A 26,504-nucleotide genomic window follows, 5' to 3' on the forward strand; every position below is an offset into this window, starting at 1 on the left:
TGTTGCGCCACGACTTCTTCGGCCTGCTGATCCATCAGGGGCGGGATCGGTGCTCGTCGAGGAGCCCGCTTCGTCGCGGCCCGGCACGTTCGGCACCCGTGGAGTGGGTGCCGAACGCCTCCGGTGTTACATGCTGACCAGTTCGCGCTCTCCCGCGAGCAGTCCGCGACGCGCCAGGATCGGGCGCACGCCCTCGCCGAACCAGTAGGCCTCCTCGACGTGCGGGTACCCGGACAGCACGAACTCGTCGATGCCCAACGCGTGGTACTCCTCGATCCGGTCCGCCACCTCCACGTGGCTGCCGACCAGAGCCGTACCTGCGCCCCCTCGGACCAGGCCGACGCCGGCCCACAGGTTCGGTGCGATCTCGAGATTCGCGGTGCTCCCGCCGTGCAGCGCGGTCATCCGGCGCTGCCCCTCCGACTCGGCGTTCGCGAAGCGCGCGGCGGCGTCCGCGATCGCGTCGGGATCGAGGCCGGCGAGCATCTTCTCGGTCACCGCCCACGCCTCGGCGGAGGTGTCGCGGGTGATGACGTGCAGTCGGATGCCGAATCGGACGGTGCGCCCGGCGCGTTCGGCGTGCTCACGGACCGCGGTGATCTTGGCGGCCACCGCGGCGGGTGGCTCACCCCAGGTCAGGTAGACGTCGGCGTTCTCGCCCGCGACGGGCAGTGCGGCCGCGGAGGACCCGCCGAAGTACAAGGGCGGCACCGGGTTCGGCGGCGCCGACGTCGTCGCGCCGACGAGGTTGTAGTGCTCGCCGGCGAAGTCGAACGGCGCCTCGCCCCACGCGCCGCGCAGCGCCTGCATGAACTCGCCGGTGCGTGCGTAGCGCTGGTCCTTGGTCAGCCAGTCCCCGAACTGCTGCTGCTCGATCGAGTCCCCGCCCGTCACCACGTTGAGCAGCAGGCGCCCCCCGGACAGTCGCTGGAAGGTCGACGCCATCTGCGCGGCCAGGGTCGGGGAGATGACGCCCGGTCGGAACGCCACAAGGAACTTCAGCTGTGTCGTCAGCGGAATCAGCGCGGCCGTCGTCAGCCAGGCGTCCTCGCAGTGCGTCCCCGTCGGGGTCAGCACCCCGGTGAAGCCGGCGGCCTCGGCGGCCCGCGCCACCTGGGTCAGGTAGTCGAGGGTCGGTGCCCGGTTGCCCGCGGTGCGGGGATCGGCGTTGGACGAGTTCGAGTTGTCCACGATGCCGCGGCCGTCGCCGGCGGTGGGCAGGAACCAGTGCAGATCGACGCTCATGGGGAGTCTCCGGGTGTGTCGGCGCGGTACGAACGACCGCAAGTGGCACCGCGCCCGAAGGGAATTCGGCGCGGTGGGTGAGGAGGGGAGGCGGCGGGGCCGCTACCGACACAGCGCACCGGCAACGCGCAGCAGGTCGACGTGACGTCGCACCGTGAGCGCGGGACTGCCGGACATGGGATCCAGGTTCGCAGCCGGGCGAGGGCGTTGTCAACGTATTCCTTGTCGATTTCATACCCTGGTGATAGGAATTAGCGCCGGACGGTTTCGGTGGCGGGGGAGGCGTGGCGTGCACATCAGCGCGAAGGTCGACTACGCCGTGCGCACGCTCGTCGAGCTGGCCGCCGCAGAGGAGCGGGCGCCGGTCAAGGCCGAGCACCTCGCCGCGGCGCAGACCATTCCGCACAAGTTTCTCGAGGCCGTGCTGGGCGACCTGCGTCGCGCGGGCATGGTCCGCAGCCGGCGCGGTCCGGACGGCGGCTACTGGCTGGCATGCCCGGCGGAGGAGATCGCGGTGGCCGACGTGATCCGCGCCGTCGAGGGCCCGCTCGCATCCGTGCGCGGCCAACGGCCGGAGGAGGTCCGTTACTCCGGGGCCGCCGAGCCGTTACTGGACGTGTGGATCGCGGTGCGGGTGAATCTGCGTGCCGTACTCGAGTCGGTCACCGTGGCCGACATCGCCACGGGGAAGCTGCCCGCGTTCGTCGCGGACCTGACCGCCGACCCCGACGCCTGGCGCCGCCGCTGACAGTGCCCCTGCGCGCCCGACGTCAGGTAAATCACCTGGTTGGTAGCCTCGGTCACTATGTTGTACTCACTGTTGCGCACATACCTGCGGCCGTACCGGGCCGACCTGGTGGGTGTGATCGCGCTCCAGTTCATCTCCACCATCGCCTCGCTGTACCTGCCCAGCCTCAACGCCGACATCATCGACAAGGGCGTCACCAAGGGCGACACCGGCGTCGTCCTCTCCACCGGCGGCGTCATGTTGCTGGTCACCGTCCTGCAAATCGCGTGCAGCATCGGCGCGGTCTTCTTCGGTGCGAGGGCGGCGATGGGCCTCGGTCGCGACCTGCGCGCCGCCGTGATGCACAAGGTCGGCGACTTCTCGGCCCGAGAGGTCGGCTTCTTCGGGGCGCCGTCGCTCATCACCCGCAACACCAACGACGTGCAGCAGATCCAGATGGTCGTCGTGATCAGCTGCACCATCCTGGTCTCGGCGCCGATCATGTGCATCGGCGGCATCATCATGTCGATCCGGCAGTCGCAGGGACTGGCCTGGGTGCTCGCCGTCGCGGTCCCCGTGCTGGCGCTGACGATGGGCCTGGTGATCCGGAAGATGGTCCCCCTGTTCCGGTCCATGCAGGTCCGCATCGATGCCATCAACCGGGTGCTGCGCGAGCAGATCACCGGCATCCGCGTCGTGCGGGCGTTCGTCCGGGAACGTTCGGAGGCCGAGCGTTTCGCGGGCGCCAACGACCAGCTGGTGAACACCTCGCTGCAGGTGGGCCGGTTGATGGCGTTCATGGGTCCGGCGGTGATGCTCATCGCGAACCTCACCAGCGTCTCGGTGCTGTGGTTCGGCGCCCACCTGATCGACAACGGGCAGATGCAGATCGGCTCGCTCACCGCAGTGCTGTCGTACATCATGCAGATCCTGATGTCGGTGATGATGGTGACCGTCATGACGGTGTTGCTGCCGCGCGCGTCCGTCTGCGCCGAGCGAATCAGCGAGGTCCTCGACACCGTCCCGTCGGTGCAGACTCCGACGTGGCTGCTGGAAGGCTGGCGCGAACGCGGCATCGTCGAGATGCGCGACGCGACGTTCGCCTTCCCCGGCGCCGACGAGCCCGTGCTCCGCGACATCAACTTCCTCGCCGAACCCGGCATGACGACGGCGATCATCGGCGGCACCGGTTCGGGCAAGTCGACCCTGCTGAACCTGATCCCCCGACTGATCGACGTCACCGACGGCCAGGTCCGGGTCGGCGCCGCGGACGTCCGCTCCGTCGACCCCGAGCGGCTGCGCGCCTCGATCGGGCTGGTCCCGCAGAAACCGTTCCTGTTCTCCGGGACCATCGCGACCAACCTGCGGTACGGCAAACCCGACGCCACCGACGCGCAGCTGTGGCGATGTCTGGAGATCGCGCAGGCCGCGGACTTCGTGCGCGCGATGCCCGAGGGCCTCGACACCCCGGTCGCGCAGGGCGGCACCACTGTCTCGGGCGGTCAGCGACAGCGGCTGGCGATCGCACGGGCCCTGGTCCGGGAGCCGGAGATCTACCTGTTCGACGATTCCTTCTCCGCGCTCGACCTCGGTACCGACGCCCGGCTGCGGGCCGCGCTCCGGCCGGTCACCCGCGACGCCTGCGTCATCATCGTCGCGCAGCGCGTCTCCACCATCATCGACGCCGACCAGATCCTCGTCCTCGACGACGGCCGGATCGTCGGCGCCGGCACCCACGACCAACTGCTCGAACGCTGCGAGACCTACGCGGAGATCGTCGCTTCCCAGTTTGCCGCACAGGAGGCGTCATGAGTGCAATGCGAGGCCCGATGGCGCAGGCCGCCGGTCCGTCGACGAAGGCGATGAACTTCGGTCCGTCCGCGAAGCGACTGCTCGCGCGGCTGGCGCCGCACAAGCTCGAACTCGTCCTGGTCGTCGTGCTCGCCGCGGCCTCCGTGGTACTCAGCGTCATCGGTCCGAAGATCCTCGGCCACGCCACCAACATCATCTTCGACGGCATCGTCGGCAAGCAGCTGCCCGCGGGCATCACCAAGGACCAGGCCGTCGCCAGCCTGCGCGAACAGGGTCAGAGCACGCTCGCCGACATGGTGTCCGGCATGGACGTGGTGCCGGGCACCGGCATCGACTTCGGGGCGATGACCAAGGTCCTCGCCCTGGTGCTCGGGCTCTACGTGCTGTCGTCGCTGTTCGCCTGGTTGCAGGCCTACTTGCTCAACAACATCGTGCAGGGCACCATCCGCAGGCTGCGCACGGACGTGGAGGAGAAGATCCACCGGCTTCCGCTGCACTACTTCGACACCAACCAGCGCGGCGACCTGCTCAGCCGCGTCACCAACGACATCGACAATGTCGCGCAGACCGTGAACCAGACCATCAGCCAGCTGCTGACCTCGCTGCTCACGGTGGTCGGCATCCTCGCGATGATGTTCTGGATCTCGCCGCTGCTCGCGCTGATCGCGATCCTGACCGTGCCCGCGACGATCGCAGTCACCGCGGTGATCGCGAAGCGGTCGCAGAAACACTTCGTCGCGCAGTGGCAGACGACCGGCGCACTCAACGCCCAGATCGAGGAGGCGTTCACCGGGCACGAACTGGTCACCGCCTTCGGGCGTCAGCGCGAGGTCGAGGCCGCCTTCGACCAGCGGAACGAGGACCTCTACCAGTCGGGCTTCAAGGCGCAGTTCATCTCCGGACTGGTGATGCCGGCAGTGATGTTCCTCGGCAACCTGAACTACGTCGCGATCGCGGTGATCGGCGGCATGCGGGTGGCCTCCGGCACGATGTCCCTCGGCGACGTGCAGGCCTTCATCCAGTACTCGCGCCAGTTCAGCCAGCCGCTCACCCAGGTCAGCTCGATGGCCAACCTGATGCAGTCCGGCGTCGCGTCGGCCGAGCGCGTCTTCGAGTTGCTCGACGAGGAGGAGCAGAGTCCGGACCGGTCCCCGGCGGTCAGCCCCGCGACCAGTCGAGGCCGCGTCGACTTCGACCGGGTGTCGTTCCGCTACAAGGAGGATCAGCCGCTGATCGAGGAGCTGTCGCTGACCGCCCACCCCGGTCAGATGGTTGCCATCGTCGGCCCGACCGGTGCGGGCAAGACGACGCTGGTGAACCTGATCATGCGGTTCTACGAAGTCGACTCCGGCCGGATCCTGTTGGACGGCACCGATATCGCGCAGATGACCCGCGACGACCTGCGGTCCCGGATCGGCATGGTGCTGCAGGACACCTGGCTGTTCGGCGGGACCATCCGCGAGAACATCGCCTACGGGATGGCGGACGCCACCGAGGAGCAGATCGTCGCGGCGGCCCGGATGAGCTACGTGGACCGGTTCGTGCACTCGCTGCCGGACGGCTACGACACGGTGATCGACGAGGAGGGCAACAACGTCAGCGCGGGCGAGAAGCAGCTGATCACCATCGCCCGCGCCTTCCTGGCGCAGCCGTCGATCCTGATCCTCGACGAGGCGACCAGTTCCGTGGACACCCGCACCGAACTGTTGGTCCAGCACGCCACCGCGGCGCTGCGCAGCGACCGCACCGCCTTCGTGATCGCGCACCGGCTCTCGACCATCCGCGACGCCCACCTGATCGTGGTGATGGAGGACGGGCACATCGTCGAGCAGGGCACGCACGAGGAACTGCTCGAGCGTCACGGGTCCTACTACGAGCTCTACAACAGCCAGTTCGTCGGGCCGGTCGCGGCTCCGGCGTGAGCGGCCTGATTGGATGAGCAGGTGAGCAGTGTGGCAGGAACGACCGACGGCAAGGGCCCGGTGCCGGCCCCGTCCGACCCGTTCTTCACGGTCGGTACCCGGTTACCCGGTCAGCTGGGTCGCACCGGCACCATCCACACCCCGCACGGCGACATCGCCACCCCCGCGTTCATCGCGGTCGGCACCAACGCCACCGTCAAGGCGGTGCTGCCCGAGACGATGAAAGACCTTGGTACGCAGGCGGTCCTGGCGAACGCCTACCACCTGTACCTGCAGCCGGGTCCGGACATCGTGGACGAGGCCGGCGGGCTGGGACGGTTCATGAACTGGTCCGGCCCGACCTTCACCGACAGCGGCGGGTTCCAGGTGATGTCGCTCGGCGTCGGCTTCAAGAAGGTGCTGTCGATGGACTCCGTCGGCGTGCAGTCGGACGACGTGATCGCCGCGGGCAAGGAACGGCTCGCGCACGTCGACGACGACGGGGTGACCTTCAAGTCGCACCGGGACGGCTCGCGGCACCGGTTCACGCCGGAGGTCTCGATGGGCATCCAGCATCAGCTCGGGGCGGACATCATCTTCGCCTTCGACGAGCTGACCACGCTCTTCAACACCCGCGGCTACCAGGAAGAATCCGTCGAGCGCACCCAGGCCTGGGCGGTGCGGTGCATTGCCGAACACGAGCGGCTCACCGCCGAGCGGACGCACCGGCCGTACCAGGCGCTGTTCGGGGTGGTGCAGGGCGCGCAGTACGAGGACCTGCGCCGGCAGGCCTGCCGCGGGCTCGAGTCCATCGTGGGGGAGTCCGGCCGCGGGTTCGACGGATACGGCATCGGCGGTGCGCTCGAGAAGCAGAACCTCGGCACCATCGTCCGGTGGTGCAACGAGGAGTTGCCCGAGCACAAGCCCCGGCACCTGCTGGGGATCAGCGAACCGGACGACCTGTTCGTGGCGGTCGAGAACGGCGCCGACACCTTCGACTGCGTCAATCCGTCGCGGGTGGCGAGAAATGCCGCGATGTATACGGAGAACGGTCGGTTCAACGTGAACACCGCCCGTTTCCGGCGCGATTTCAACCCGATCGACGAGAACTGCGACTGCTACACCTGCCGCAATTATTCGCGGGCGTATCTGCATCACCTGTTCAAGGCGAAGGAAATGCTCGCGTCCACATTGGCGACGATTCACAACGAGCGTTTCACGATCCGCCTGGTGGACCGGATTCGGGACAGCATCGACGGCGGCTACTTCGACGACCTGAAGTCGCAGACCCTGGGCCGGTTCTACGCCACTGCCCGCGCCTGACCACCCCTTTCTCATTCCCGAATGGCCCATTCGGTCAGATCAACTGAACGAATGGGCCATTCGGGAAAGGTGGGCCGGAGCTGCCGGTGAGGTCAGGTCGCGAGCACGTAGGTCGGTTCGCGCTTCTTGACGTAGGCGATGACCCGGTAGGTGATCGGCATGACCATCACCTCGACCAGCGTCTTCCACACGAAGCCGACGATCACGTAGTTGACGAAGTCGTTCCAGGTACTGATCCCGATCGCGCCGGCCGCGATGGAGCAGAAGATCAGGGTGTCCGCGAATTCGCCGACGATCGTGGACCCGATCAGCCGGGCCCACAGGTGCTTCTCCTTGGTGCGTTCCTTGATCGACACCATCACCAGTGAGTTCAGCATCTGCCCGACGAGGTAGCCGGCGAGGCCGGCGAGCAGCAGTCGCGGGTACACCCCGACCACCGAGGCCAGTGCGTCCTGGTGCTCGTAGAAGTCCGCCGAGGGCAGCGCGATGAGCACCCAGAAGCAGGCCGACGCAAGGATCATGGCCCCGAAGCCCAGGTAGATCGCGCGCCGGGTCGACTTGAACCCGTACACCTCGCTGAGTACGTCGCCGAGGACGTAGGCCAGTGGGAACAGGAAGAATCCGCCGTCGGTGATGATCGGCAGGACCTGGAACGGACCGACGCTCAGGTCGGAGTCCGCGAAGAATGCCACCCCCTTGGTGGCGCAGATATTGGAGATCAAGAGTGTGGCGGTGAAGAGCGCCACGAAGGTCGGGTAGTAGCCGCGTCCCGCGTGGGCGAAGACGGTGGCCTCGGAATCCTTCTCGACCGGTTCTGACACTGTCACGTCGGCCATCCAAGCACCGATACGAGGTCGGGCGCGAACTCGACCTTGATGGGAGGAGTTCGCGCCCGATGCTTTCGCGTGGATTGTCCGATCAGGCCGTCACTCGGCCCCCGACCACGACGCGGTAGGCGTACGTGGAGGCGATGACCGTGAGCGGGATGGTCACGAGCAGTCCGACGCCGCACAGCAGCGCACCGACGATGTTGATACCGACCAGCGCCAGCGCGAGCAGGACCAGGGTGCCGACGTTCGACGAGATGGCGTGGTAGCTGGACTTGATCGCGGTGATCGCGTCCTGTTCCTGGTCGATGACGAACTGGAGAGTCCACCAGGTCAGGAACGCGACGATGATGCCCGGGATGATCAGCAGGAAGAAGCCGATCGACGTGAGCACGCCCACGACGATGCTGGCGATGATGATCGCGCCGACATTCGTGAACTGGAAGAAGGAACCGAAGCCCGGGCGGTTGCCGTCCACCTCGTGCAGTGCTCCGCGGACCAGTGCGGCGTTGATGAGGTAACCGACGATGGCGGCGACGATCGACCCGATGATCCGGACGACCGAGTAGACGTCGGAGAGTTCGTCGGTCGAGGTGCCGCCGAATATGAGGCTGATCACGACCTGGATGATCGCGGCGATCAGGACGATGCCCACCCACACGCCCGCGTTGGCGCTGAACTTGCTCCACGCGTAGCTGATGGCGTTGCCGACACTCAGCTGCGCCGGGCCGGCGGGACCGCCGTAGCCGGGGGCCGGGTAGTTCGGGGCGTCGTAGCCGCCGGGCGGCGGCGGGGGCGGCGGGTAGCCGCCCTGCTGCGGGGGCGGGCCGTAGCCGGGCGGGGGCGGCGGGTAGCCGGGCTGGCCGCCGGCGGGCGGGGGGCCCGGTGGAGGTGGCGGGTAGCCGCCGGCCGGATTCGGAGGCTGCTGGGGCCGGGGTGGCTGCTGCGGATTCTGCGGGTAACTGGGATCCGGGGTTTGCCCGGGTCCGGAACCTCCGGGAGGCGGGTTCTCGCTCACTTGGTTTCCCTCGTACTTCCGTCATGGTCGAAATGGTCGCCATTTTGGCAGTGCTGGCGACGACACTACGTGCGTTCGGGTTTGCCGGCAGACCTTGACGATCAGGCGAGTCGTACCAATTCGGCCACAACTATTAACCCCGCGTGAATATCCAGGGCGTGCGGGGCAGATTGCTCGGGTCGAATCGGGGGAGCAGTTCCGACAATGTCGGCGCCTCACCGTCGGCGGCCATTCCGAGTGACCGGGCCAGCGCTGCGAGTACCCAGTCGGGGGAGCGCCCGGCGGCCCGCTGGTCGGCCAGGGTGACCGCGCCGTCGCGTTTGGCCAGCCGCTTGCCCTCGTCGTTGAGTGCGAGTGGCACGTGCGCGTACCGCGGCACCGGCAGCCCGAGCAGAGTCGCGAGATAGGCCTGCCGGGGAGCGGAGCTGAGCAGGTCGTCGCCGCGGACCACCTGGTCGACGCCCTGGTCGGCATCGTCGACCACCACCGCGAGGTTGTAGGCGGGGACGCCGTCGCCGCGGCGGAGCACCACGTCGTCGACCGCGCCGGTGTAGCTGCCGTGCAGTTCGTCGTGGACGGTGAACTCCGACGCCGCGGCCCGCAGCCGTACCGCGGGTGGTCGTCCGGCGTCCCGTTTGGCCTGCCGCTGCGCCTCGGTGAGGTCGCGGCAGGTGCCCGGGTAGTGCCCGTCGGGGCCGTGCGGCGCCGTCGCAGCCTGCTGGATTTCCCTTCTGGTGCAGAAACATTCGTATGTCAGGCCCGCGTCGGTGAGCGTCTCGAGGGCCGCGGAGTACAGCGGGAGCCGCTCGGACTGGCGGACGATCTCACCGTCCCAGTCCAGCCCCAGTGCGGCAAGGTCGTCGAGTTGTCGGGCCTCGGCGCCCGGCCGGACACGGTCGAGGTCCTCGACACGCATCAGGAAGCGCCGGCCGGTGGAGCGGGCGAACAGCCAGGCGAGCAGCGCGGTGCGGAGGTTGCCCAGGTGCAGGTCGCCGGACGGGCTGGGGGCGAATCGTCCCGCGCCCGGCGCCCGTTCACTCATGGCGTCACCCTATCGAGGGTCAGGAATTCGGTCGTGAAAGAGTGCACGAATCGGGCGCCCGTCCATTATTTTGGACGAATGTCCAACTTCACGTTCGAGCAGGCTCGGACGTCCGTCGCCACCGTCGCTCGCGAGCTGGCGAACGAGGGTCTGGTGCTCGGTTCCGCGGGCAACGTCAGCGTCCGCCTCGACGACCGGATCGCGGTGACCGCGACCGGGGCCCGATTCGAGACCCTCACCCCCGAGCAGGTCACGCTCGTCGACCTGGACGGTCGCGTGGTCGACGGCGAGCTCGCACCCACGTCGGAACTCGACCTGCATCTCGAGATCTACCGCAGGTACGGGGCCGGGGCGGTGGTGCACACGCACGCCCCGACCTGCGTGGCGGTCACGTGCGTCACCGACGAGTTGCCGGTCGTGCACTACCAGATGCTGACCGTCGGCGGCGCGGTCAAGGTCGCTCCTTTCGCCCCGTTCGGCAGTGCGGAACTGGCCGACTACGTGGCCGAGGCGTTGGAGGGGAAGACCGCCGCGCTGCTGGCCAACCACGGCACGGTCACGTACGGCGCCGACCTGACCGCCGCGATGGACGCGACGCGCCTGCTCGAGTGGGCGGCGACGGTGTACTGGCGCGCCCGGTCCATGGGTGAGGTGCGCACCCTCGACGAACAGGCGCAGGCCGCCGTGATCCGGGCGGCCGTGGAATCGAAGTACGGCAGTACCCGACCATCCTGAAACCCTACGACCACACTGGAGCAAGACCGTGAAAGTTGTTGCGCTGGGAGTGCACATCCTCGATGTCCTGGCCCGGCCCGTTGCCGAGATCCCGGACGGACAGGGATCTCAGCTCGTCGAGCAGATCAAGATCACCGCCGCGGGTGCTGCGGGTGGCACGGCCGTCACGCTCGCGAAGCTGGGCGCACAGGTCCATTCCGTCGGCGCGATCGGCGCCGACAACGCGGGCCGGATGCTGACGATGATGCTCGAGGACTACGGCATCTCCTGCGAACACCTGGTCCGCAAGCCCGAACTGCAGACCTCCGCGACGGTGCTGCCCATCCGGCCGAACGGCGACCGCCCTGCGTTCCATGTCATCGGTGCCACCGCCGGGTTCACCGTCGACGACGTCCCGCTCGATCTCATTGCCGGCGCGACGCACCTGCACTTCGGTGCGCCCGAGTTTCTCGGTGGCGAGGTCGCGGCGAAGATCCTCGCGCACGCCCGGGCCAACGGCGTGACCACCTCCGCCGACATCCTCGCCGAGGGCAACCCCGGACTGCTCGAGTGGATCGCGCCGGCCCTGCCGCACCTGGACTACCTCTTGCCCAACGACGAACAGGTACTGGGCTTCACCGGCGCCGACACCCTCCTCGACGGCTGCCGGGCGCTGCTCGAGCGCGGCGTCGGCTGCGTGGCGGCGACCGCGGGCGCGGACGGCGCCGTCGTGGTGGAGGCGGGCACGCACATCACCGTGCCCGCGTACCCCGTCGACGTCGTCGACACGACCGGGTGCGGCGACGCGTTCTCGGCGGGATTCGTGCGCGGTGTCGGGCTCGGGATGACTGCGGCCGAGGCGGCCGAATTCGGTTGCGCCGCAGCGGCACAGGTTGCGACCGGGCTCGGCAGCGACCACGGCGACTTCGACCTGGAGAGCCTCCGGAAGTTCGTCGCGACCGAAGCCGCGGGTGCGCGGTGACCGACAGGGCCACGGCGACCGAGCGGCCCGCGGCGACCAAGCGGCCCGCGGCGACCAGGCGGGCCCCATCGGCCAACGGCGCGCCGTCGACGAACGGGGCCACGACGTCCGCGCAGGCGGCGCGGACCGCGGTGTCGGGAACCGGCGCGGTGGACGTGGTGGTGGTCGGGGCGGGCCTGTCCGGGCTCGCCGCGGCTCGGAACCTGACGGCACGCGGACGCTCGGTCCGGGTCCTCGAGGCCGCCGGTCAGGTCGGCGGGCGCATCCGCAACCACCGACTCGACGGCGTCAATGTCGACCTGGGCGGCACCTTCGTCGGGCCGGGCCAGGACCGAATCCTCGCCCTCGCGCACGAGACCGGATGCGACTACCACCGCACCCACACCGCCGGGCAGAGCGCGATCTCCTGGCGCGGCACACTGCGCAAGTACGACGGCACCATTCCCGCGCTCGGTCCGATCGAACTGGCCGACATCGGCCGGCTGCAACTGATCGTCGGGCGCATCGTCGCGGGTATGCCGGCGGGCGCGCCGTGGGAGGCGAAGAACGCGGCCGACCTCGATTCGCACACCCTGACCAGTTGGCTACGGTCGCGGCGCGCGCTGGAGTCGAGCCACGCGCTGTTCTCGATCGTCGCGAAGACCACCTGGGGATGCGAACCGGACGAGATCTCGATGCTGTACGCGCTGGACTACATTCGCGGCTGCGGCGGGCTGGACCGGATGCTCGACACCGAGGGTGGAGCGCAGCAGGACCACTTCCCGGACGGCTCACACACCATCGCCGTGCGGATGGCCGAGGAGCTGGGCGACCGGGTGACGGTGGGGTCGCCGGTCCGCCGGATCGAGTGGCGCGAGGGCGGCGCCGTGGTCCACACGGACACCGAATCGCTCGCGTGCCGGGCCGTGATCGTCGCGGTCCCGCCCGCGCTGCGCTCGTCCATCGCCTTCGATCCGCCTCTGCCGGAGGAACATCGGAGCCTGATCCAGCGCTGGCCGCAGGGCGTGCTGACGAAGATCTACGCCAAGTACGACCGGCCGTTCTGGCGCGAGCGCGGACTCAACGGCCAGGTCCTGTCCGACGCCGGTCCGATCTTCGCGACCTTCGACACCAGCCCCTCCGCAGACGGTCCCGGCATCCTGCTCGGGTTCATCGGCGGCGACTACGCACGGGAGTTCGACCGGCTGCCCGACCACGAGCGACGGCTGCGCGCGCTGTCCTCGCTCGCGTCGATGTTCGGCGACGAGGCCCTGCAGTCAACGGGATTCGTCGATCAGCGGTGGGCCGCGGAGCCGTGGGTCGGGGGCGGCCCGACCGCGGTGGTCCCACCGGGTGTGCTCACCCGCTACGGGCGCACGCTGGCCGCGCCGGTCGGACCGATTCGCTGGGCGGGCACCGAGACGGCAACGGAATGGGCCGGGTACATGGACGGCGCGGTCCGCGCGGGGGAGCGGGCCTCGCACGAGTGCCTCGCCGCGCTGCGCGCCGCGGCCTCGGTCGCTGTCGAGTGAGGGAGAGGGACAGTCGGATGGAGTGGTACCGCAGCTACAGCGTCGTCACCGCGGCGGCGCCGGAGGAGATCTACCGTCGGTGGACGGACATCGGTACCTGGGCCGAGGACGACGCCGACCTCGAGTGGGTGCGGGTGGACGGCCCGGTACGGGTGGGCGCGACCGGCAAGGTGAAGACGGGTGGGCCCGCGCAGCGCATCACCTTCACCGAGTTGGTGCCCGGGCGGGTGATGAACTTCGAGATCCGGCTGCCGGGCGCGACACTGTCGTTCCCGCACGCGATAGAGGAGCTCCCGGAGGGCATTCGGGTCACCCACGGGGTCCGCTTCCTCGGGCCGCTGGCAACCGTGTTCGGGTTCGTCGCGGGCCGCAAGATCGCACTCGGGCTGCCGTTGGTGGTGCGGACGGTGGCGGACCGGGCGTTCGCGGCCGGGCAAGCCGCCGTGGACTCCTGACGTCGGGTCGGTCGCTCCGCTCCCTCCGCCGAGTGTGCAGTTTCCGGAGCATCCCCAGAGTGCGGGCGTCGGCAGGTGCACTTTCGCCGGACGCGGGCGGCGGCATCCACGGCAACGGCCCCCGACTGTCAGGGTCGGGGGCCGCCGGAGGGAGCGCGTGATCAGCTGCTGAAGCCGCCGACCAGCTTGCCGAAGATCTGGGCGACGCTCGTCAGGAGCGTGCCGGTGACATCCGCTCCGGTGCTGCCGGTCGTCGGAAAGGGCTTCGGGGTGGTGTCTGCCATGGGGTCCTCCGTGGAGTGTCAGGTTCGTTGTGCACAGGAAACGTAGCCGAATGGATCGGCCTGCACACGGGTTGGAATCCGTGCGCGCCAAACCGTAGGAGGCGAGGATGACAGTCGGGTGTCAGCCACGTGAACAGGTGTCTCACTGAACGGGAAAACGGCTGTTCGGCAACGGTTTCGGGTCGAACTCAGGCGCGCCTTCCGAGCCAGCCGAGCAGCCGGGTCTGCTCGTTGGCGCCGGCGGCCACCTCGACGGCCGGTCCGCAGACCCCGGGCGTACGGATCTGCTCGCCGGCCTGGTCGGCGAAGCCGCGGGCGAGTGCGAGGTCGTCCGCAGGAATCTCCTCGTCCGAACCCGTCGCACGCGCCAGATCCCAGCGGTGCACCACCAAGTCGAAGCAGAAGAAGGTGCCGAAGGTGGCCGCGACCGAGGTGCGGCCGAGCTGGCCTTCGTACTCGCGGCTCGCCAGCTCCGGGTCGTCGAGGATGGCAAGCACCGCGTCACGGGTCTGCGTCCAAGCGCCGACCGGATCGACGTCGACCTCCGGAACCGCGGGCAGCTTCAGTCCGGCAGGAGTGAGCGGATACGACTGCGTCTCGACGACGTGGCGGACCACATCCCGTGCGGTCCACCCCTCACATGGGGAGGGGTTCTCCCAGCCATCCGCAGGCACCTTCTCGACGGTGCGGGAGAACGTCTCGGCAAGGCGGCGGTAGCGCGCGGCAGTATCTGTGGTGTTCATCACTTCATGGTGCGGTGCGCGCTGGGCTTCGTCTTGAACATTCGCGTCATGGGGCCGGAACGCGAAACGGCCCCACCCGACGACTCGGGTGCGGCCGTTCGGGGCGACGAGTCAGCTGAGACTGATGTTGTTCACGATGCTGGACAGCGCCTTGGCGGTGACGTTGATGATGTCGGCAATGCCCGCCGTGGTGCCGTTGACGGTGCCGGGGATGTTGCTGGAGCCGAGGTTTGCCATGGTGGCCTCTCACGTAGACAGTGGTGCGGCCGGGGATCGGCGCACGGGGACTGTAACCGACGTTGGCGGTGCGCGCACGGACGGATACGTCGCAGGTCAGGCTAGGTTTCTGTTCGGTTAACAGCATCCCAACCGCCGGGATACGGGTTGTGGTCATGACGTGCCGGCGGTACCCGCGATCGGCGACGGTGACGAAGACGACGATGGCCCCCGATCCGGAGATCGGGGGCCATCGTGTGGCGGAGGATAGGGGATTTGAACCCCTGAGGGCGTTAACCCAACCCGCGTTCCAGGCGAGCGCCATAGGCCACTAGGCGAATCCTCCGTGGGCAACCATACCGGCTCGCCGGCGCAGGACGAAAACGGGGCCGTCGCGGCAGCGGTAAACCCGACCCGGTGTCCACCGGTGGCGAGGGCTCGCTACACTCATGGTGGATCCCGCGCGGCGCGCATCCTGTGAACTCCCCCAGGGCCGGAAGGCAGCAAGGGTCAATGGGCTCTGCCGGGTGCGCGGGGTCCCCTTATATTTTCTCGGTCCCGCCCCCGCTGCCACGGTGTGAAAGGTCTTCCGGCATGCCTACCCAAACCCAGATTGGGTTGATGAGCCACGAGGAACTCCGTTCCGAGCACGAACGGCAGTCCGCCAAGTACGCGCAGCTCAAGGCTGAGAAACTTGTTCTGGACCTCACGCGTGGCAAGCCGGCACCCGAGCAGCTGGATCTTTCGGCGGCCCTGCTGTCCCTGCCCGGTGACGGCGACTACCGCGACGGCAACGGCACCGACTGCCGCAACTACGGCGGCCTGACCGGACTGCCGGAACTCCGTGCGATCTTCGGCGAGCTGCTCGGCATCCCGACCTCGAACCTGCTCGCCGGCAACAACGCGAGCCTCGAGATCATGCACGACCTGATCGTGTTCTCCCTGCTGCACGGCGGCGTCGACTCGCCGCGGCCGTGGACCCAGGAACCGACCGTCAAGTTCCTGTGCCCGAGCCCCGGCTACGACCGGCACTTCGCGATCACCGAGTCGTTCGGCATCGAGATGGTCGCGATCCCCATGCGTCACGACGGCCCGGACGTCGACGCGATTGCACACCTGGTGGCCACCGACCCGCAGATCAAGGGGATGTGGGCCGTACCGACCTACTCGAATCCCACCGGTGCGGTGTTCTCGGAGGAGGTCGTGCGCGCACTGGCTTCGATGCCGACGGCGGCGCCGGACTTCCGGCTGTTCTGGGACAACGCCTACGCGGTGCACCCGCTCGCCGACGAGTTCGCGCCCGCGTACGACATTCTCGGCATTGCCGCCGAGGCCGGAAATCCCAACCGGCCGTACGTATTCGCGTCCACGTCGAAGATCACCTTCGCCGGCGCAGGCGTCAGCTTCTTCGGCAGCTCGGACGCGAACCTGGCCTGGTACCAGTCGTACGTGGGCAAGAAGAGCATCGGCCCGGACAAGGTCAATCAGCTGCGGCACCTGCGATTCTTCGGCGACGCCGACGGCGTGCGTGCACACATGGCCAAGCATCGAGAGATCCTGGCGCCGAAGTTCGCGCTGGTGCTGCGGATCCTCGAGGATCGCCTCGGCGCGTCGAAGGTCGCGTCCTGGACCGAACCCAAGGGCGGCTACTTCATCAGCCTCGACGTGGTCGAGGGCACCGCGAAGCGCGTCATCGGGCTCGCCGAGGACGCCGGGATCGCGCTGACCGCCGCGGGTTCCGCCTTCCCCTACGGCACCGACCCGGAAGACAAGAACATCCGGCTCGCACCGAGCTTCCCGTCGATCGAGGACCTCGAGACGGCGATGGACGGCGTCGCGACATGCGTCCTGCTGGCCGCCGCCGAACAGGCGCTCGACAACCTGTAGGTCGCCGTCAGGTCGGGGTGGGTGGCAGGATCGGGGCATGGCCCTGACGCTGCACCTCGCCGGAGACGCTGACGCTGACGCGCTGCTCGCCGCGGATCCGCTGGCACTGCTCATCGGAATGCTGCTGGACCAGCAGATTCCGATGGAGGTCGCGTTTGCGGGACCGCGCAAACTCGACCAGCGCCTCGACGGCCTGGACGTGCACAAGATCGCGGAGATGGACCCGGAGAAGTTCCTCGCGCTGTGTGCCACCCCGCCTGCCGTGCACCGGTTCCCGGGGTCGATGGGCAAGCGGATCCAGGACCTGTGCGTGTACCTGGTCGAGCACTACGACGGCCGCACCGAGGCGATCTGGACCGAGGGCGACCCGGACGGCAAAGAGGTCCTCAAGCGACTGAAGGCGCTGCCCGGGTACGGCGACCAGAAGGCCCGCATCTTCCTGGCCCTGCTCGGCAAGCAGATCGGCGTCGAGCTGCCGGGATGGCGCGCGGCGGCCGGCGCGTACGGGGACGAGGGGTCCCGCCGCTCGATCGCGGACGTGGTCGACGACAAGACGCTGACCGAGGTGCGCGAGTTCAAGAAGGCCGCGAAGGCGGCGGCGAAGGCCGCGAAGGGGTAGCCGGCCGTCTCACACCGCTTGCCGCCGGCTCGCACCCGTTCGGCGTGCAGTGTGGGTGCGGCCGCGCGAAAAGCTGTGTGACGCAGCCAAGCCGGACAGCCGAGCGCCGCAGGCTACTCGGCCAGCACCGCCCGCACGTGCTCGGTGTCGGCGTCCGTCCAGCCCTCGGGGTGCAGGATCGCGGCCCACATGTTCGCCGCATCGGGTCCGAAGGTGTGGCCGTGGCCCGCCGGAACGTCCGCGGAGAAGACCATGTCCATGGTGACCTGCCAGAAGGTCACGAACGGGATCCACCGCATGCCGGGGTCCACGTCGGCTCCGAGTGGCTCACGCAACCAGTCGGGCTGGTGCAGCAGCAGGTCGAACGACCACCAGGTGATCGGGTCACTTGCGTGCTGCCAGTACACGATTCGCGGTGTGCCCCACGGCGCGCCGTCGAGGTCGAGGTCCGATGCGGACGCGGCGAACCGGACATTCGTGCCGCCGTCCACCACCGGAAGTCGCTCCGGGGAACCGGCATCGCGGTCGGCGGTGATCTGCGCCCACTGCGGTGCGAAGTTCGGCGTGCCCACCCAGAGCGCGCCGTCGGTGCGGGCCAGCATGTCCTGGGCGCCGCTGAATGCGCCTTGGCCGCCGAAGGACCCGAGGCTCTCGCCGAAGGTCACGAGCTTCGGTCGCGACCCTTCGGGGCGCGCTTCCCATGCGGTGTGCACCGCTTCGAACAGTGCCCGACCTGCCTGCTGCGGGGTGTCGCGGTCAGCGATGAATGACAGTGCACTCGGCAGGAATGAGTACTGCATGGCCGCGATCGCGGAGTCGCCTTCGGCGGTGTACTCGAGTGACGACGCCACGCGGGAGTTGACCCAGCCGCGTCCGGTGGTGGTGGCGACGGCGAGGACCTTGCGGTCGAATGCGCCGGTCCGCTCGAGTTCGGCCACCACCAGATCTGCCGTGGCGGCAACGGAATCCGCGGATTCGCGGCCCGCGTAGACCCGGATCGGGGTGCGCGCGGGTCGACCGGTCACGGCGGTGATCTGCTCGGCGGTCGGGCCGCCGGCGACGAAGGTACGGCCCTCGCGACCGAGGCTGTCCCAGGCCTCGGCGGAGGCGGGGGAGCCGGATCGTTCGGGGATCTGCGGCTGCTCGACATTCGGCGCGGTGCTGTGGTCCGACGCCTGGGCGGAACGGTTCGCCATCCCGATCAGGCCTTGGTAGACAACACCGTTCACGACGAGTGCGCCCAGGATCACCACGACCACCAGGCTCGCGAGCCGGGCTGCCGGCGCGGGTACGTAGCGCAGACCGAACCGGGTGAGGCCGTTGGTGCCGGCCCGGATCCCACGCGCGATCGCGAGAATCAGCGCTGCGATCGCGAGCGCGATCAGCAGGATCAGCAGATAGTTGGCGCGGTTGATCCGTTCGACTCCGACGAGGTCGCGCACGATCTGCTGCCACCAGGACCCGAGGATCAGGAACGTGGGCACCGCAACCGCAGCGACGATCGCCAGCGACCACCAGCCGATCCGGCGGGTGCGCGCGGCGTAGTCGGGGGCGATGCCGCACTTGCGGACCAGCCATGCTGCCAGGCAGCCGATCCCGTACCCGATGGCGACGCTGATGCCGGTCGCCACCGCCTGCAGGTACCAGGCCCGGGGCAGCAGGGACGGCGTCATGGACCAGACGAAGAACAGCAGCGCGACCGCCAGGCCGACGGGATGCAGCGATCGCCCGTATCGCCGGACGCCGTCGAGGCGACCTGTCGTGCGGTCCGAAACCGGTGCGGGCGAGCCCGGCAGGCTTTCGGCCGCCGAAACTGTGGTGGTCATCGGCATCCTTGTGCGGTGAGGCGGCGCGGTCCGGGGGCAGGACCCCCGGGGATGGTAGCCGACCGGTTGCCGGGTTACTCCCGTATGTCCGCGGTCTGGTCGTCTTCCTCGTCGCCATGGCGACGCTCCTCGTGGCGCGGCGGGAACAGGCCCGGGTGATGGCCGAGCAGTCCCGGCGTCGGACCGCCGTGCGCGAGCACCGCGTGCTCGTAGGCGGACTCGGCGTGCAGGGCCAGGTCGACGCCTCCGATCTCCTCTTCGGTCGTCACCCGGAATCCCAGGTAGCGGTCGAGCAGCTTGCCGAGGCCGTACGTGACGCCGAATGCGTAGAGCCCGACGACCGCGATCGCGAGGGCCTGCTTACCGAGCTGACCCAGCCCGCCGCCGAAGAGGAGTCCCGCAGCTCCGTGTGTCATCACCTTCGCGGCGAGCAGGCCGATGAGGATGGTGCCGACGATGCCGCCGACCAGGTGCACCCCCACCACGTCGAGGGAATCGTCGTAACCGAAACGGAACTTCCAGCCGACCGCGAAGGAGCAGACGACGCCGGCGAGCGTGCCGACGACCGCGGCGCCGAGGACCGTCACCCAGCCACAGGACGGAGTGATGGCGACCAGCCCGGCGACCACACCGGAGGCCGCACCGAAGGTTGTCGGGTGCCCGTCGCGTCGTGACTCGACGAGTACCCAGCCGAGCATGCCCGTGCAGCCGGCCACGAGCGTGTTGAGGAACACTGCCGCCGCGGTGCCGTTCGCGGACAGGGCGGACCCGGCGTTGAAGCCGAACCAGCCGAACCACAGCAGGCCCACGCCGAGCAGCACGAACGGCAGGTTGTGCGGGCGCATCGGCTCGGACCGGAAGCCGATGCGCGGGCCGAGGACGAGGGCCAGCGCGAGGCCGGAGGCGCCGGAGACGATCTCCACGACCAGCCCGCCCGCGTAGTCGAGGGTGCCGAGCTTGGCGATCCAGCCGTCCGGTCCCCACACCCAGTGCGCGACCGGAACGTAGACGACCAGCGCCCAGACCGGGACGAACACCATCCAGGCCGAGAACTTGGCGCGGTCGGCGATCGCACCGCTGATCAGTGCGGCTGTGAGGATCGCGAACGTGAGCTGGAAGGTCGCGAACAGGAACTCCGGCACGGTGCCGTGCACGGTGTCCGGGTTGATGCCGGCCATGCCGACGTGCTCGAACCCGCCGAGCAGGCCGCCGCCGATGTCGTCACCGAAGGCGAGGCTGTACCCGAGGACCAGCCACACCACCGTGACCAGGGCGATCGCGACGAAACTCATCATGATCATGTTCAGGACGCCCTTCGAGCGCACCATGCCGCCGTAGAACAGGGCAAGGCCGGGCGTCATCAACAGGACCAGTGCGGTACTCACCAGCAGCCAGGCGGTGTCCCCGGTGTCGATCGAATGCACGTCAACTCTCCTCACGCGCGGCCCGAGCCGCGCCCGGGGATTGACGATGGCGGGTTGGGGTTTCCTCCGCACTGCAGGCATGTTGCGGCTGTGTTTCACGATCCTCACCACGCCCGATTCATCCCGAGTGCCGGGTCGTTCACCGCCGCGGCGCCCCGAACCGGGGCGGCATTCCGGCCTGCCGGCCCGACGAGGCCCCCGCCTCACCGACCGCTCGGCCTACCCCGTGGCGACCGGCCGGTAGGTGCAGACGTGCACGCCCGCGTCGCTGATGGTCGTGGAGACCAGTTCGAGGGTGTGCAGCCCACCGTCCTCGGGAAAGATCGACTTGCCGCCGCCGAGGAGTACCGGCATGACCATGAGCCGGAGTTCGTCGACCAGGCCCTCGCTCAGGAGGGTGCGGACCAGCGTCGGGCTCCCCATCACGAGAAGGTCGCCGCCGTCGGTCGCGCGCAGCGTCCGGATGCCGGCGACGGCCTCGCCGCCGGGGATGCGGGTGGTGTTCTCCCAGGTCATCCCGTCGTCGGTGAGGGTGTCGGACACGACGTACTTCGGGATGGCGTTCATCCGGTCGGCGAACGGGTCGCCTGCACGTTCGGGCCAGGCCGCCGCCATCGTCTGCCACGTGCGTCGCCCGAACAGCAACGACTCGGCCGTGGACAGCGCGTCGTCGAAGGCGCCGCCGACCACCTCCGGATCGAAGAACGGGTGTGACCAGCCGCCGTGTGCGAAGCCGCCCGTGGTGTCCTCGTCGGGTCCACCGGGCGCCTGCACCACGCCGTCCACGCTGATGAACTCACTGATCACGATGCGCATGGGTCTCGCTCCTCTTGTTCGGTTGGGGGTGTGCGGTAGTGGAGACCGTCGCACGACTCCGAAGTCATCGTCGCCCACTCGCTCCTCGGGTGTGATGTGAGACACACTGCAGTTCGGGTCCGTCACCGCGGTGTCGGGGTCCGCCGGTACCCTCACGGCGTGGCCCTCTACCGGAAGTATCGACCGGCGACCTTCGCTGAGGTGGTGGGGCAGGAGCACGTCACCGAGCCCCTGAGCACAGCACTCGACGCCGGACGCATCAACCACGCGTACCTGTTCTCGGGCCCGCGCGGATGTGGCAAGACGTCCTCCGCCCGCATCCTCGCCCGCTCGCTCAACTGTGTCGAGGGCCCGACGTCCACGCCGTGCGGGGTCTGCAACTCCTGCATCGCGCTCGGCCCCGGCGGTCCGGGCAACCTCGACGTGATCGAACTGGACGCGGCCAGCCACGGCGGCGTCGACGACACCCGCGAGCTGCGGGACAAGGCCTTCTACGCGCCGGCGGAGTCCCGATACCGCATCTTCATCGTGGACGAGGCCCACATGGTCACCACACAGGGCTTCAACGCCCTGCTCAAGATCGTGGAGGAGCCGCCGGAGCACCTCATCTTCGTGTTCGCGACCACCGAACCGGAAAAGGTGCTGCCGACCATTCGCTCGCGCACCCACCACTACCCGTTCCGGCTGCTCGCGCCCAACACGATGCGCGGTCTGCTCGAGAAGATCTGTGCGCAGGAGCACGTGACGGTCGAGCCCGCGGTGTACCCGCTGGTGATCCGCGCCGGCGGCGGCTCGCCCCGTGACTCGCTCAGTGTGCTCGACCAGCTGCTCGCCGGGGCCGGGCCGGAGGGCGTGACCTACGCCCGCGCGCTCGCGTTGCTGGGCGTCACCGATGTCGCGTTGATCGACGACGCGGTGGACGCCCTGGCGGCAGGTGACGGCGCCGCGCTGTTCGGGACCGTGGACAAGGTGATGGATGCCGGCCACGATCCGCGCCGGTTCGCGGTGGACCTGCTCGAGCGCATCCGCGACCTGATCCTGATGCGGGCGGTGCCGGACGCGGGTGAACGCGGGCTCGTCGACGCGCCGGGAGACGTGCTCGAACGGATGCGTGAGGAGTCCGAGCGGATCGGGCCTGCCACGCTGGCTCGGTACGCGGAGCTGCTGCACTCGGGGCTCGGCGAGATGCGTGGTGCGACCGCGCCGCGGCTGCTCCTCGAGGTGATGTGCGCGCGGATGCTGTTGCCCTCGGCCACGGATGCGGAATCGGCTGTGTTGCAACGACTCGAACGTCTCGAGCGTCGTGCGGACGTCAGCCTCCCCGCGGGAGAACAGGCGACGGCGGCGCGCTTGGCCGAACCCGTGGAGCCGCCCCAGCGACTGAGCGCGCCGACCGATCCGGGGCCCGCGCCGATGTACCAGCGACCCTCGCAGCGGGCTGCCGTGGCACCCTCGCGGCATCCGGAGCCGGCCCCGCCTGCGAACCCGGAGCCCGTGAGCCCGGAGCCCGTGACCTCGCCGCCGCAACCCGTCGTTGCGGTGGAACCCGTTGCGGCGGTGCCGGTTATGTCGGAGCCTCCGCAGGTGCCGCCCGCGGCGGAGTCCATCGCGGCCCAGCCCGTGAGCGTGCCCGAACCGACGGCTCCAGACCCGGTGATCGTGCCCGAGCCGGCTGCCGTCGATTCCGTTGCGGTGGAGCCCGAATTCGTCGCTCCGGCAGTCGAACCCGCACTCCCGGAGCCGGAGTCCAGTGCGCCGCCGGAACCCGAGCCCGAGCCCGAGCCCGAGCTCGAGGCTGCACCCACGACGACCGCCGGGCAGCCCGACGCCGCGGCCGTCCGGACGGTCTGGTCCGAGGTGCGCGCGAAGGTGCGCGACCGCAGTCGCACCGTCGAGGTCATGCTCTCCGGCGCGACTGTGCGCGCGGTGGAGAACAATCGCCTGATCCTCAGCCATGCCTCCGCCCCGCTGGCCAAGCGGCTGGTGGAACCGCGCAACGCCGAGGTGATCCGCGATGCGCTGCGCGACGTGTTCGGGGTGGACTGGGCGATCGACTGCGAGGTCGGCACGGCTGAACCGGTCGAGCAGCCCAGAGCGCAGACTCCTCGTCAACAGCCGAAAGCGACTGGTGGACCTCGGTTCTCGCGACCGAGTCAGGGCCAGGCCCAGCCGGCTCCCGCCGCGTCGCCGGCTCCGGAGGCGTCGTCGCGGCCCGAGCCGACAGCGGGACCGCCAGTCGACGACATCCCACCGCCGGACTACCCGGACTACCCGGACGACCCGGGCCCGCCGCCGGTCGAGCCGTCCACCCCGGACTCGGTGACGCCCGAGGACGAGGAAGAGATGATGGCGCAGGCCGCGCAGCCGGCCGACCCGTCCGTGCGCCGTGACCCGGAGGAGATGGCACTCGAGCTGCTCGAGTCCGAGTTGGGCGCCAAGCGAATCGACGGATAGTCGGGCCGACCTGGTTCGGCTTCGGCGACGGCCGGATCCGCCTCTGCGAAGTCAGCGACGGGCCGACCGCACCGCCTCCGACGCCGCAGGGGTGACCGGATCGACGCTGGCAGCGAACTCGTCGTGCCTGCCGAGGTACTTCGCCACGTAGGGGCAGATCGGGACGATCCGCTTGCCTGCGGCGACGGTCGCGGTGAGCGCGTCGTGCACCAGGATTCCGGCCAGGCCTCGCCCGGCGAACCGGTCGTCGATCTCGGTGTGGAAGAAGATTCGCTGACCGTCCCGGTCGAGGTATTCCGTGAAGCCCGCGAGTTCGTCGCCGAGCCGTACCTCGTACCGATGCCCGGCGTCGCGCACGGTGGGGGACTGGGCGGTCGAGTCTCGTTCGTCCGTCATGAATCCACTATGCCCCGGCGGCGCCAGTGCCGCCGACCGTCCGGCTCGCGGGTCCGATTCGTCAGGCGGACTTCTTGCGCCTGGCGCCGATGTTGCGGCGAACGAAGTCCACGCTGAGCCCGACGATCTCCTGGCCCTCCGGCAGGATCGATCCGAGCACCGGGAACGCATGGATCTGCCCGCTCCACAGGTGTGTCTCGATGGGACGGCCGGCCCGTTCGAAGCGCTCGGTGAGGAGTTCGACGTCGGGCCGCATCAGCTCGTACTCCGCGGCGGCGAGGAACACCGGCGGGAACAGCGCCGGGTCCGCGTCGACGGGGGAGTCCGCCCCGATGATCGCGTCCGGGCCGGAGAGCCAGCGGTCCTTGAGCTTGTGCACCTGGCTCATCGGCAGGTACGCGTCCTTGCGCATGAACTGCGGGTCGTGCTTCTCGAGGTGCAGATTCAGCAGCGGCGAGTACCCGATCACGGCGGCCGGAGTGGGCAGGCCCTGCAGTGCGGCGATCTCGGCGACCTTCATCGCGAGGTAGCCGCCGGCGGAGTCACCCGCGACGATGATCTTCGACGGGTCCTCGCAGGAGTCGAGCAGTGCCCGGTACGCGGACATCGCGTCGGCGATCGAGGTCCCGACGCCGCCGTGCGGGAGCTGGCGGTACTCGACCGAGACGACGGGAACACCGGCGCGCGCCGCGAGCAGAGCGCACGCCGCACGGTGCGTGCCGAGACCGCAGAACACGAAACCGCCGCCGTGCAGGTACAGGATGGTCGCGCCGTCGAGTGAGTCGGTCGCGTGGCGCGGGTGGGTGACCCGCTCGCAGCGCACCCCGCCCAGCAGCAGCGGTTCGACGGTGACGTTCGGCGGTGCGGGCAGCCGGTCGAGGTACGTCTCGAGTCCGGCGAGCGCCAGGATCCCGCGGTCGGTGGTCGGCCAGATCGTGAACAACGGCTTGACGACAGTCCGCGCGAAAGCAGAGATCACGTGAGCCCGCAGGCTGGTGTTCCAGTGCCACACCGTGGATTCGCCCGTTCGCATCCCGACCCCTTTGCCCTGACCGTAACCGCGTGTCACGGATACGATAGGACGGTGGCGGCAAGCGCGCTGGCCATCCGCAAGAATCAGCTTCGACGGGTCGACCGACCTGTCAGGCGCGCGCAGCCTCCCTGGCGAGCGTGCGTTCGCGCGACTCCTCGAACCGGGTCGCCGACTGTTGCAGCGTCTCGAGGTAGTCGCCGAGCTGGTCGCGGGCGCGTTCACCCGCGCCGGTGAAGTCGTTGCGTTCGAACACCTTCCACATGCGCAGCACGGGGAGCAGCACCTCGTCCAGGTGCTGGCGGAGGTCGTAGATCCCGTGCTTGGCCAGCAGCACCGCGTTGCGCCGGAATCCGGGCATCGTCAAGCCGGGCATCTGGAAATTGGTCACCACCTCGGTGAGTGCCTCCATCGCCGGGTCGGGGGCCACGTCGAGCGCGGCGCCCGCGAGGTTCCGGTAGAAGACCATGTGCAGGTTCTCATCGGCCGCGACGCGGTCGAGCATCCGCTCGGCGACGTCGTCCTCACACGCCTTGCCGGTGTTTCGGTGCGAGAGTCGCGTCGCCAGTTCCTGGAATGTCACGTACGCGACGGAATGCAGGAACGACCCTTCCATCGGCGAGACGAGCCCGTTGGTCATGTGCTCGAGGCGGAACTGTTCGAGCTGGACCGGGTCGACCGCGCGGGTCACCGTCAGGTAGTCGCGCATGACGATGCCGTGCCGGTTCTCCTCGGCGGTCCACCGGTTCACCCAGGTGCCCCACGCCCCGTCGCGGGAGAAGCTGGCCGCGATTTCCCGGTGGTACGAGGGCAGGTTGTCCTCGGTGAGCAGGTTCGTGATCATGGCGGCCTTCGCGACCTCGGAAAGCCTCGACTGATCGGGATCCCAGTCCTCGCCGCCCATCGCGGCGAAGTTCCGGCCCTCGTCCCACGGGACGTAGTCGTGCGGATTCCAGTTCTTGGCGATCGACAGATGTCGGTTGAGATTCGCCTCGACCGTGGGTTCGAGCTCCCGGAGCAGGTCGAGTTGTGCCGGAGTCGAGAACATCGCCATGTGAACTCCCAGGGCGTTGGGGACCGAGTGGATCCGCCGCCCGCGTCGTGGTGCCCGGAGTCGTGCCCCGTCAATTCAACACCGCGACCCGCGGCCGTTCCAGCTTGTCGAGGATTTCGGTCCGCTTTATCCAGATCTGTCTCGCCCGTGAATTCCCGGCCGGTCGGGTCACGCGACCCTGGTGGTCGGGACACCGGG

At 69.1% G+C, this 26,504-nt stretch carries 25 protein-coding genes, 1 tRNA gene and 1 other RNA gene; 12 read left to right on the plus strand and 15 right to left on the minus strand.

The window, feature by feature from the left end:
• Positions 1-126: 126 nt before the first annotated feature.
• Complete coding sequence (locus FK531_RS02025) at positions 127-1,245, minus strand: LLM class flavin-dependent oxidoreductase (RefSeq protein ID WP_142094958.1); 1,119 nt, start codon at positions 1,243-1,245, stop codon at positions 127-129.
• Positions 1,246-1,347: 102 nt separating this feature from the next.
• The gene (locus FK531_RS22935) at positions 1,348-1,422 is read right to left on the minus strand and encodes a putative leader peptide (RefSeq protein ID WP_354003501.1); all 75 of its coding nucleotides are present in this window, start codon (positions 1,420-1,422) and stop codon (positions 1,348-1,350) included.
• 112 nt (positions 1,423-1,534) lie between these two features.
• Between FK531_RS22935 and FK531_RS02030 the strand changes: the two genes are divergently transcribed.
• Genes FK531_RS02030 through tgt form a run of 4 tightly spaced genes read left to right on the plus strand, consistent with a single transcriptional unit; the run spans position 1,535 to position 7,008 of the window.
• Positions 1,535-1,993 carry an RrF2 family transcriptional regulator gene (locus tag FK531_RS02030; protein ID WP_142094959.1) on the plus strand — a complete coding sequence of 153 codons (459 nt, stop codon included), beginning with the start codon at positions 1,535-1,537 and terminating at the stop codon, positions 1,991-1,993.
• Positions 1,994-2,050: 57 nt separating this feature from the next.
• A complete protein-coding gene (locus FK531_RS02035) occupies positions 2,051-3,784 on the plus strand; it encodes an ABC transporter ATP-binding protein (protein ID WP_142094960.1) in 1,734 nt (577 codons plus the stop codon).
• Complete coding sequence (locus FK531_RS02040) at positions 3,781-5,706, plus strand: ABC transporter ATP-binding protein (protein ID WP_181762776.1); 1,926 nt, start codon at positions 3,781-3,783, stop codon at positions 5,704-5,706. The genes FK531_RS02035 and FK531_RS02040 overlap by 4 nt, the downstream gene beginning before the upstream one ends.
• Positions 5,707-5,766: 60 nt before the next feature.
• On the plus strand, positions 5,767-7,008 hold the full coding sequence (gene tgt / locus FK531_RS02045) for a tRNA guanosine(34) transglycosylase Tgt (protein WP_142095326.1): 1,242 nt from the start codon (positions 5,767-5,769) through the stop codon (positions 7,006-7,008).
• Positions 7,009-7,100: 92 nt separating this feature from the next.
• On the opposite strand, the gene FK531_RS02050 is transcribed toward tgt, so the two are convergent.
• The 3 genes from FK531_RS02050 to gluQRS form a co-directional block, all read right to left on the minus strand.
• A complete protein-coding gene (locus tag FK531_RS02050; RefSeq protein WP_142094961.1) occupies positions 7,101-7,844 on the minus strand; it encodes a queuosine precursor transporter in 744 nt (247 codons plus the stop codon).
• A gap of 82 nt (positions 7,845-7,926) precedes the next feature.
• Entirely contained in the window at positions 7,927-8,853 is a 927-nt protein-coding gene (locus tag FK531_RS02055; RefSeq protein ID WP_142094962.1) for a DUF2189 domain-containing protein, read from the minus strand.
• A gap of 133 nt (positions 8,854-8,986) precedes the next feature.
• Positions 8,987-9,895 carry a tRNA glutamyl-Q(34) synthetase GluQRS gene (gene gluQRS, locus FK531_RS02060; protein ID WP_142094963.1) on the minus strand — a complete coding sequence of 303 codons (909 nt, stop codon included), beginning with the start codon at positions 9,893-9,895 and terminating at the stop codon, positions 8,987-8,989.
• 78 nt (positions 9,896-9,973) lie between these two features.
• On the opposite strand from gluQRS, the gene FK531_RS02065 reads away from it, so the two are divergent.
• The 4 genes from FK531_RS02065 to FK531_RS02080 all read left to right on the plus strand — a co-directional run bounded on the left by FK531_RS02065 (position 9,974) and on the right by FK531_RS02080 (position 13,557).
• Positions 9,974-10,630: a class II aldolase/adducin family protein gene (locus FK531_RS02065; RefSeq protein WP_142094964.1), complete on the plus strand. Its 657-nt coding sequence runs from the start codon at positions 9,974-9,976 to the stop codon at positions 10,628-10,630.
• Between the two features lie 28 nt (positions 10,631-10,658).
• Positions 10,659-11,591, plus strand: coding sequence for a carbohydrate kinase family protein (locus tag FK531_RS02070; protein ID WP_142094965.1), 933 nt, complete (start codon positions 10,659-10,661; stop codon positions 11,589-11,591).
• A 131-nt stretch (positions 11,592-11,722) separates the two neighbouring features.
• Complete coding sequence (locus FK531_RS02075) at positions 11,723-13,102, plus strand: flavin monoamine oxidase family protein (RefSeq protein ID WP_181762805.1); 1,380 nt, start codon at positions 11,723-11,725, stop codon at positions 13,100-13,102.
• 17 nt (positions 13,103-13,119) lie between these two features.
• A complete protein-coding gene (locus FK531_RS02080; RefSeq protein WP_142094966.1) occupies positions 13,120-13,557 on the plus strand; it encodes an SRPBCC family protein in 438 nt (145 codons plus the stop codon).
• A gap of 161 nt (positions 13,558-13,718) precedes the next feature.
• Here the strand turns inward: FK531_RS02080 and FK531_RS22830 are convergent, their stop codons facing one another.
• From FK531_RS22830 to FK531_RS02090, 4 genes are all read right to left on the minus strand, one after another.
• Positions 13,719-13,841, minus strand: coding sequence for a hypothetical protein (locus FK531_RS22830; RefSeq protein ID WP_290367591.1), 123 nt, complete (start codon positions 13,839-13,841; stop codon positions 13,719-13,721).
• 188 nt (positions 13,842-14,029) lie between these two features.
• Positions 14,030-14,584: a TIGR03086 family metal-binding protein gene (locus FK531_RS02085; RefSeq protein ID WP_142094967.1), complete on the minus strand. Its 555-nt coding sequence runs from the start codon at positions 14,582-14,584 to the stop codon at positions 14,030-14,032.
• Between the two features lie 111 nt (positions 14,585-14,695).
• Positions 14,696-14,821, minus strand: coding sequence for a hypothetical protein (locus FK531_RS22835; RefSeq protein WP_290367592.1), 126 nt, complete (start codon positions 14,819-14,821; stop codon positions 14,696-14,698).
• Positions 14,822-15,058: 237 nt separating this feature from the next.
• Positions 15,059-15,146 (minus strand) — tRNA-Ser (locus tag FK531_RS02090).
• Between the two features lie 105 nt (positions 15,147-15,251).
• Here FK531_RS02090 and ffs point away from each other — a divergent pair.
• The 3 genes from ffs (at position 15,252) to FK531_RS02105 (ending at position 17,306) form a co-directional block, all read left to right on the plus strand.
• Positions 15,252-15,346: signal recognition particle sRNA small type (ffs, locus tag FK531_RS02095), an RNA gene on the plus strand.
• Between the two features lie 48 nt (positions 15,347-15,394).
• The gene (locus tag FK531_RS02100) at positions 15,395-16,687 is read left to right on the plus strand and encodes an aspartate aminotransferase type Ic (RefSeq protein ID WP_142094968.1); all 1,293 of its coding nucleotides are present in this window, start codon (positions 15,395-15,397) and stop codon (positions 16,685-16,687) included.
• Between the two features lie 37 nt (positions 16,688-16,724).
• Positions 16,725-17,306 (plus strand): HhH-GPD-type base excision DNA repair protein, encoded by a 582-nt coding sequence (locus tag FK531_RS02105; protein WP_142094969.1) that lies wholly within the window; start codon positions 16,725-16,727, stop codon positions 17,304-17,306.
• Between the two features lie 113 nt (positions 17,307-17,419).
• Here the strand turns inward: FK531_RS02105 and FK531_RS02110 are convergent, their stop codons facing one another.
• The 3 genes from FK531_RS02110 to FK531_RS02120 form a co-directional block, all read right to left on the minus strand.
• Positions 17,420-19,132, minus strand: coding sequence for an alpha/beta hydrolase (locus FK531_RS02110; protein WP_181762778.1), 1,713 nt, complete (start codon positions 19,130-19,132; stop codon positions 17,420-17,422).
• 74 nt (positions 19,133-19,206) lie between these two features.
• Entirely contained in the window at positions 19,207-20,556 is a 1,350-nt protein-coding gene (locus FK531_RS02115; protein ID WP_181762779.1) for an ammonium transporter, read from the minus strand.
• A 219-nt stretch (positions 20,557-20,775) separates the two neighbouring features.
• Entirely contained in the window at positions 20,776-21,372 is a 597-nt protein-coding gene (locus tag FK531_RS02120; RefSeq protein WP_142094971.1) for a dihydrofolate reductase family protein, read from the minus strand.
• Positions 21,373-21,531: 159 nt separating this feature from the next.
• On the opposite strand from FK531_RS02120, the gene FK531_RS02125 reads away from it, so the two are divergent.
• Positions 21,532-23,826, plus strand: a complete 2,295-nt coding sequence (locus FK531_RS02125; protein WP_142094972.1) for a DNA polymerase III subunits gamma/tau — start codon at positions 21,532-21,534, stop codon at positions 23,824-23,826.
• 51 nt (positions 23,827-23,877) lie between these two features.
• On the opposite strand, the gene FK531_RS02130 is transcribed toward FK531_RS02125, so the two are convergent.
• The 3 genes from FK531_RS02130 to FK531_RS02140 all read right to left on the minus strand — a co-directional run bounded on the left by FK531_RS02130 (position 23,878) and on the right by FK531_RS02140 (position 26,300).
• Positions 23,878-24,222, minus strand: coding sequence for a GNAT family N-acetyltransferase (locus FK531_RS02130; protein ID WP_142094973.1), 345 nt, complete (start codon positions 24,220-24,222; stop codon positions 23,878-23,880).
• Between the two features lie 61 nt (positions 24,223-24,283).
• Positions 24,284-25,255: an alpha/beta hydrolase gene (locus FK531_RS02135; RefSeq protein ID WP_142094974.1), complete on the minus strand. Its 972-nt coding sequence runs from the start codon at positions 25,253-25,255 to the stop codon at positions 24,284-24,286.
• Positions 25,256-25,364: 109 nt separating this feature from the next.
• The gene (locus FK531_RS02140; RefSeq protein ID WP_142095329.1) at positions 25,365-26,300 is read right to left on the minus strand and encodes an acyl-ACP desaturase; all 936 of its coding nucleotides are present in this window, start codon (positions 26,298-26,300) and stop codon (positions 25,365-25,367) included.
• Positions 26,301-26,504 lie beyond the last annotated feature (204 nt).

It is taken from the genome of Rhodococcus spelaei, from assembly GCF_006704125.1.
GTDB classification, from domain to species: Bacteria; Actinomycetota; Actinomycetes; order Mycobacteriales; family Mycobacteriaceae; genus Rhodococcus_G; species Rhodococcus_G spelaei.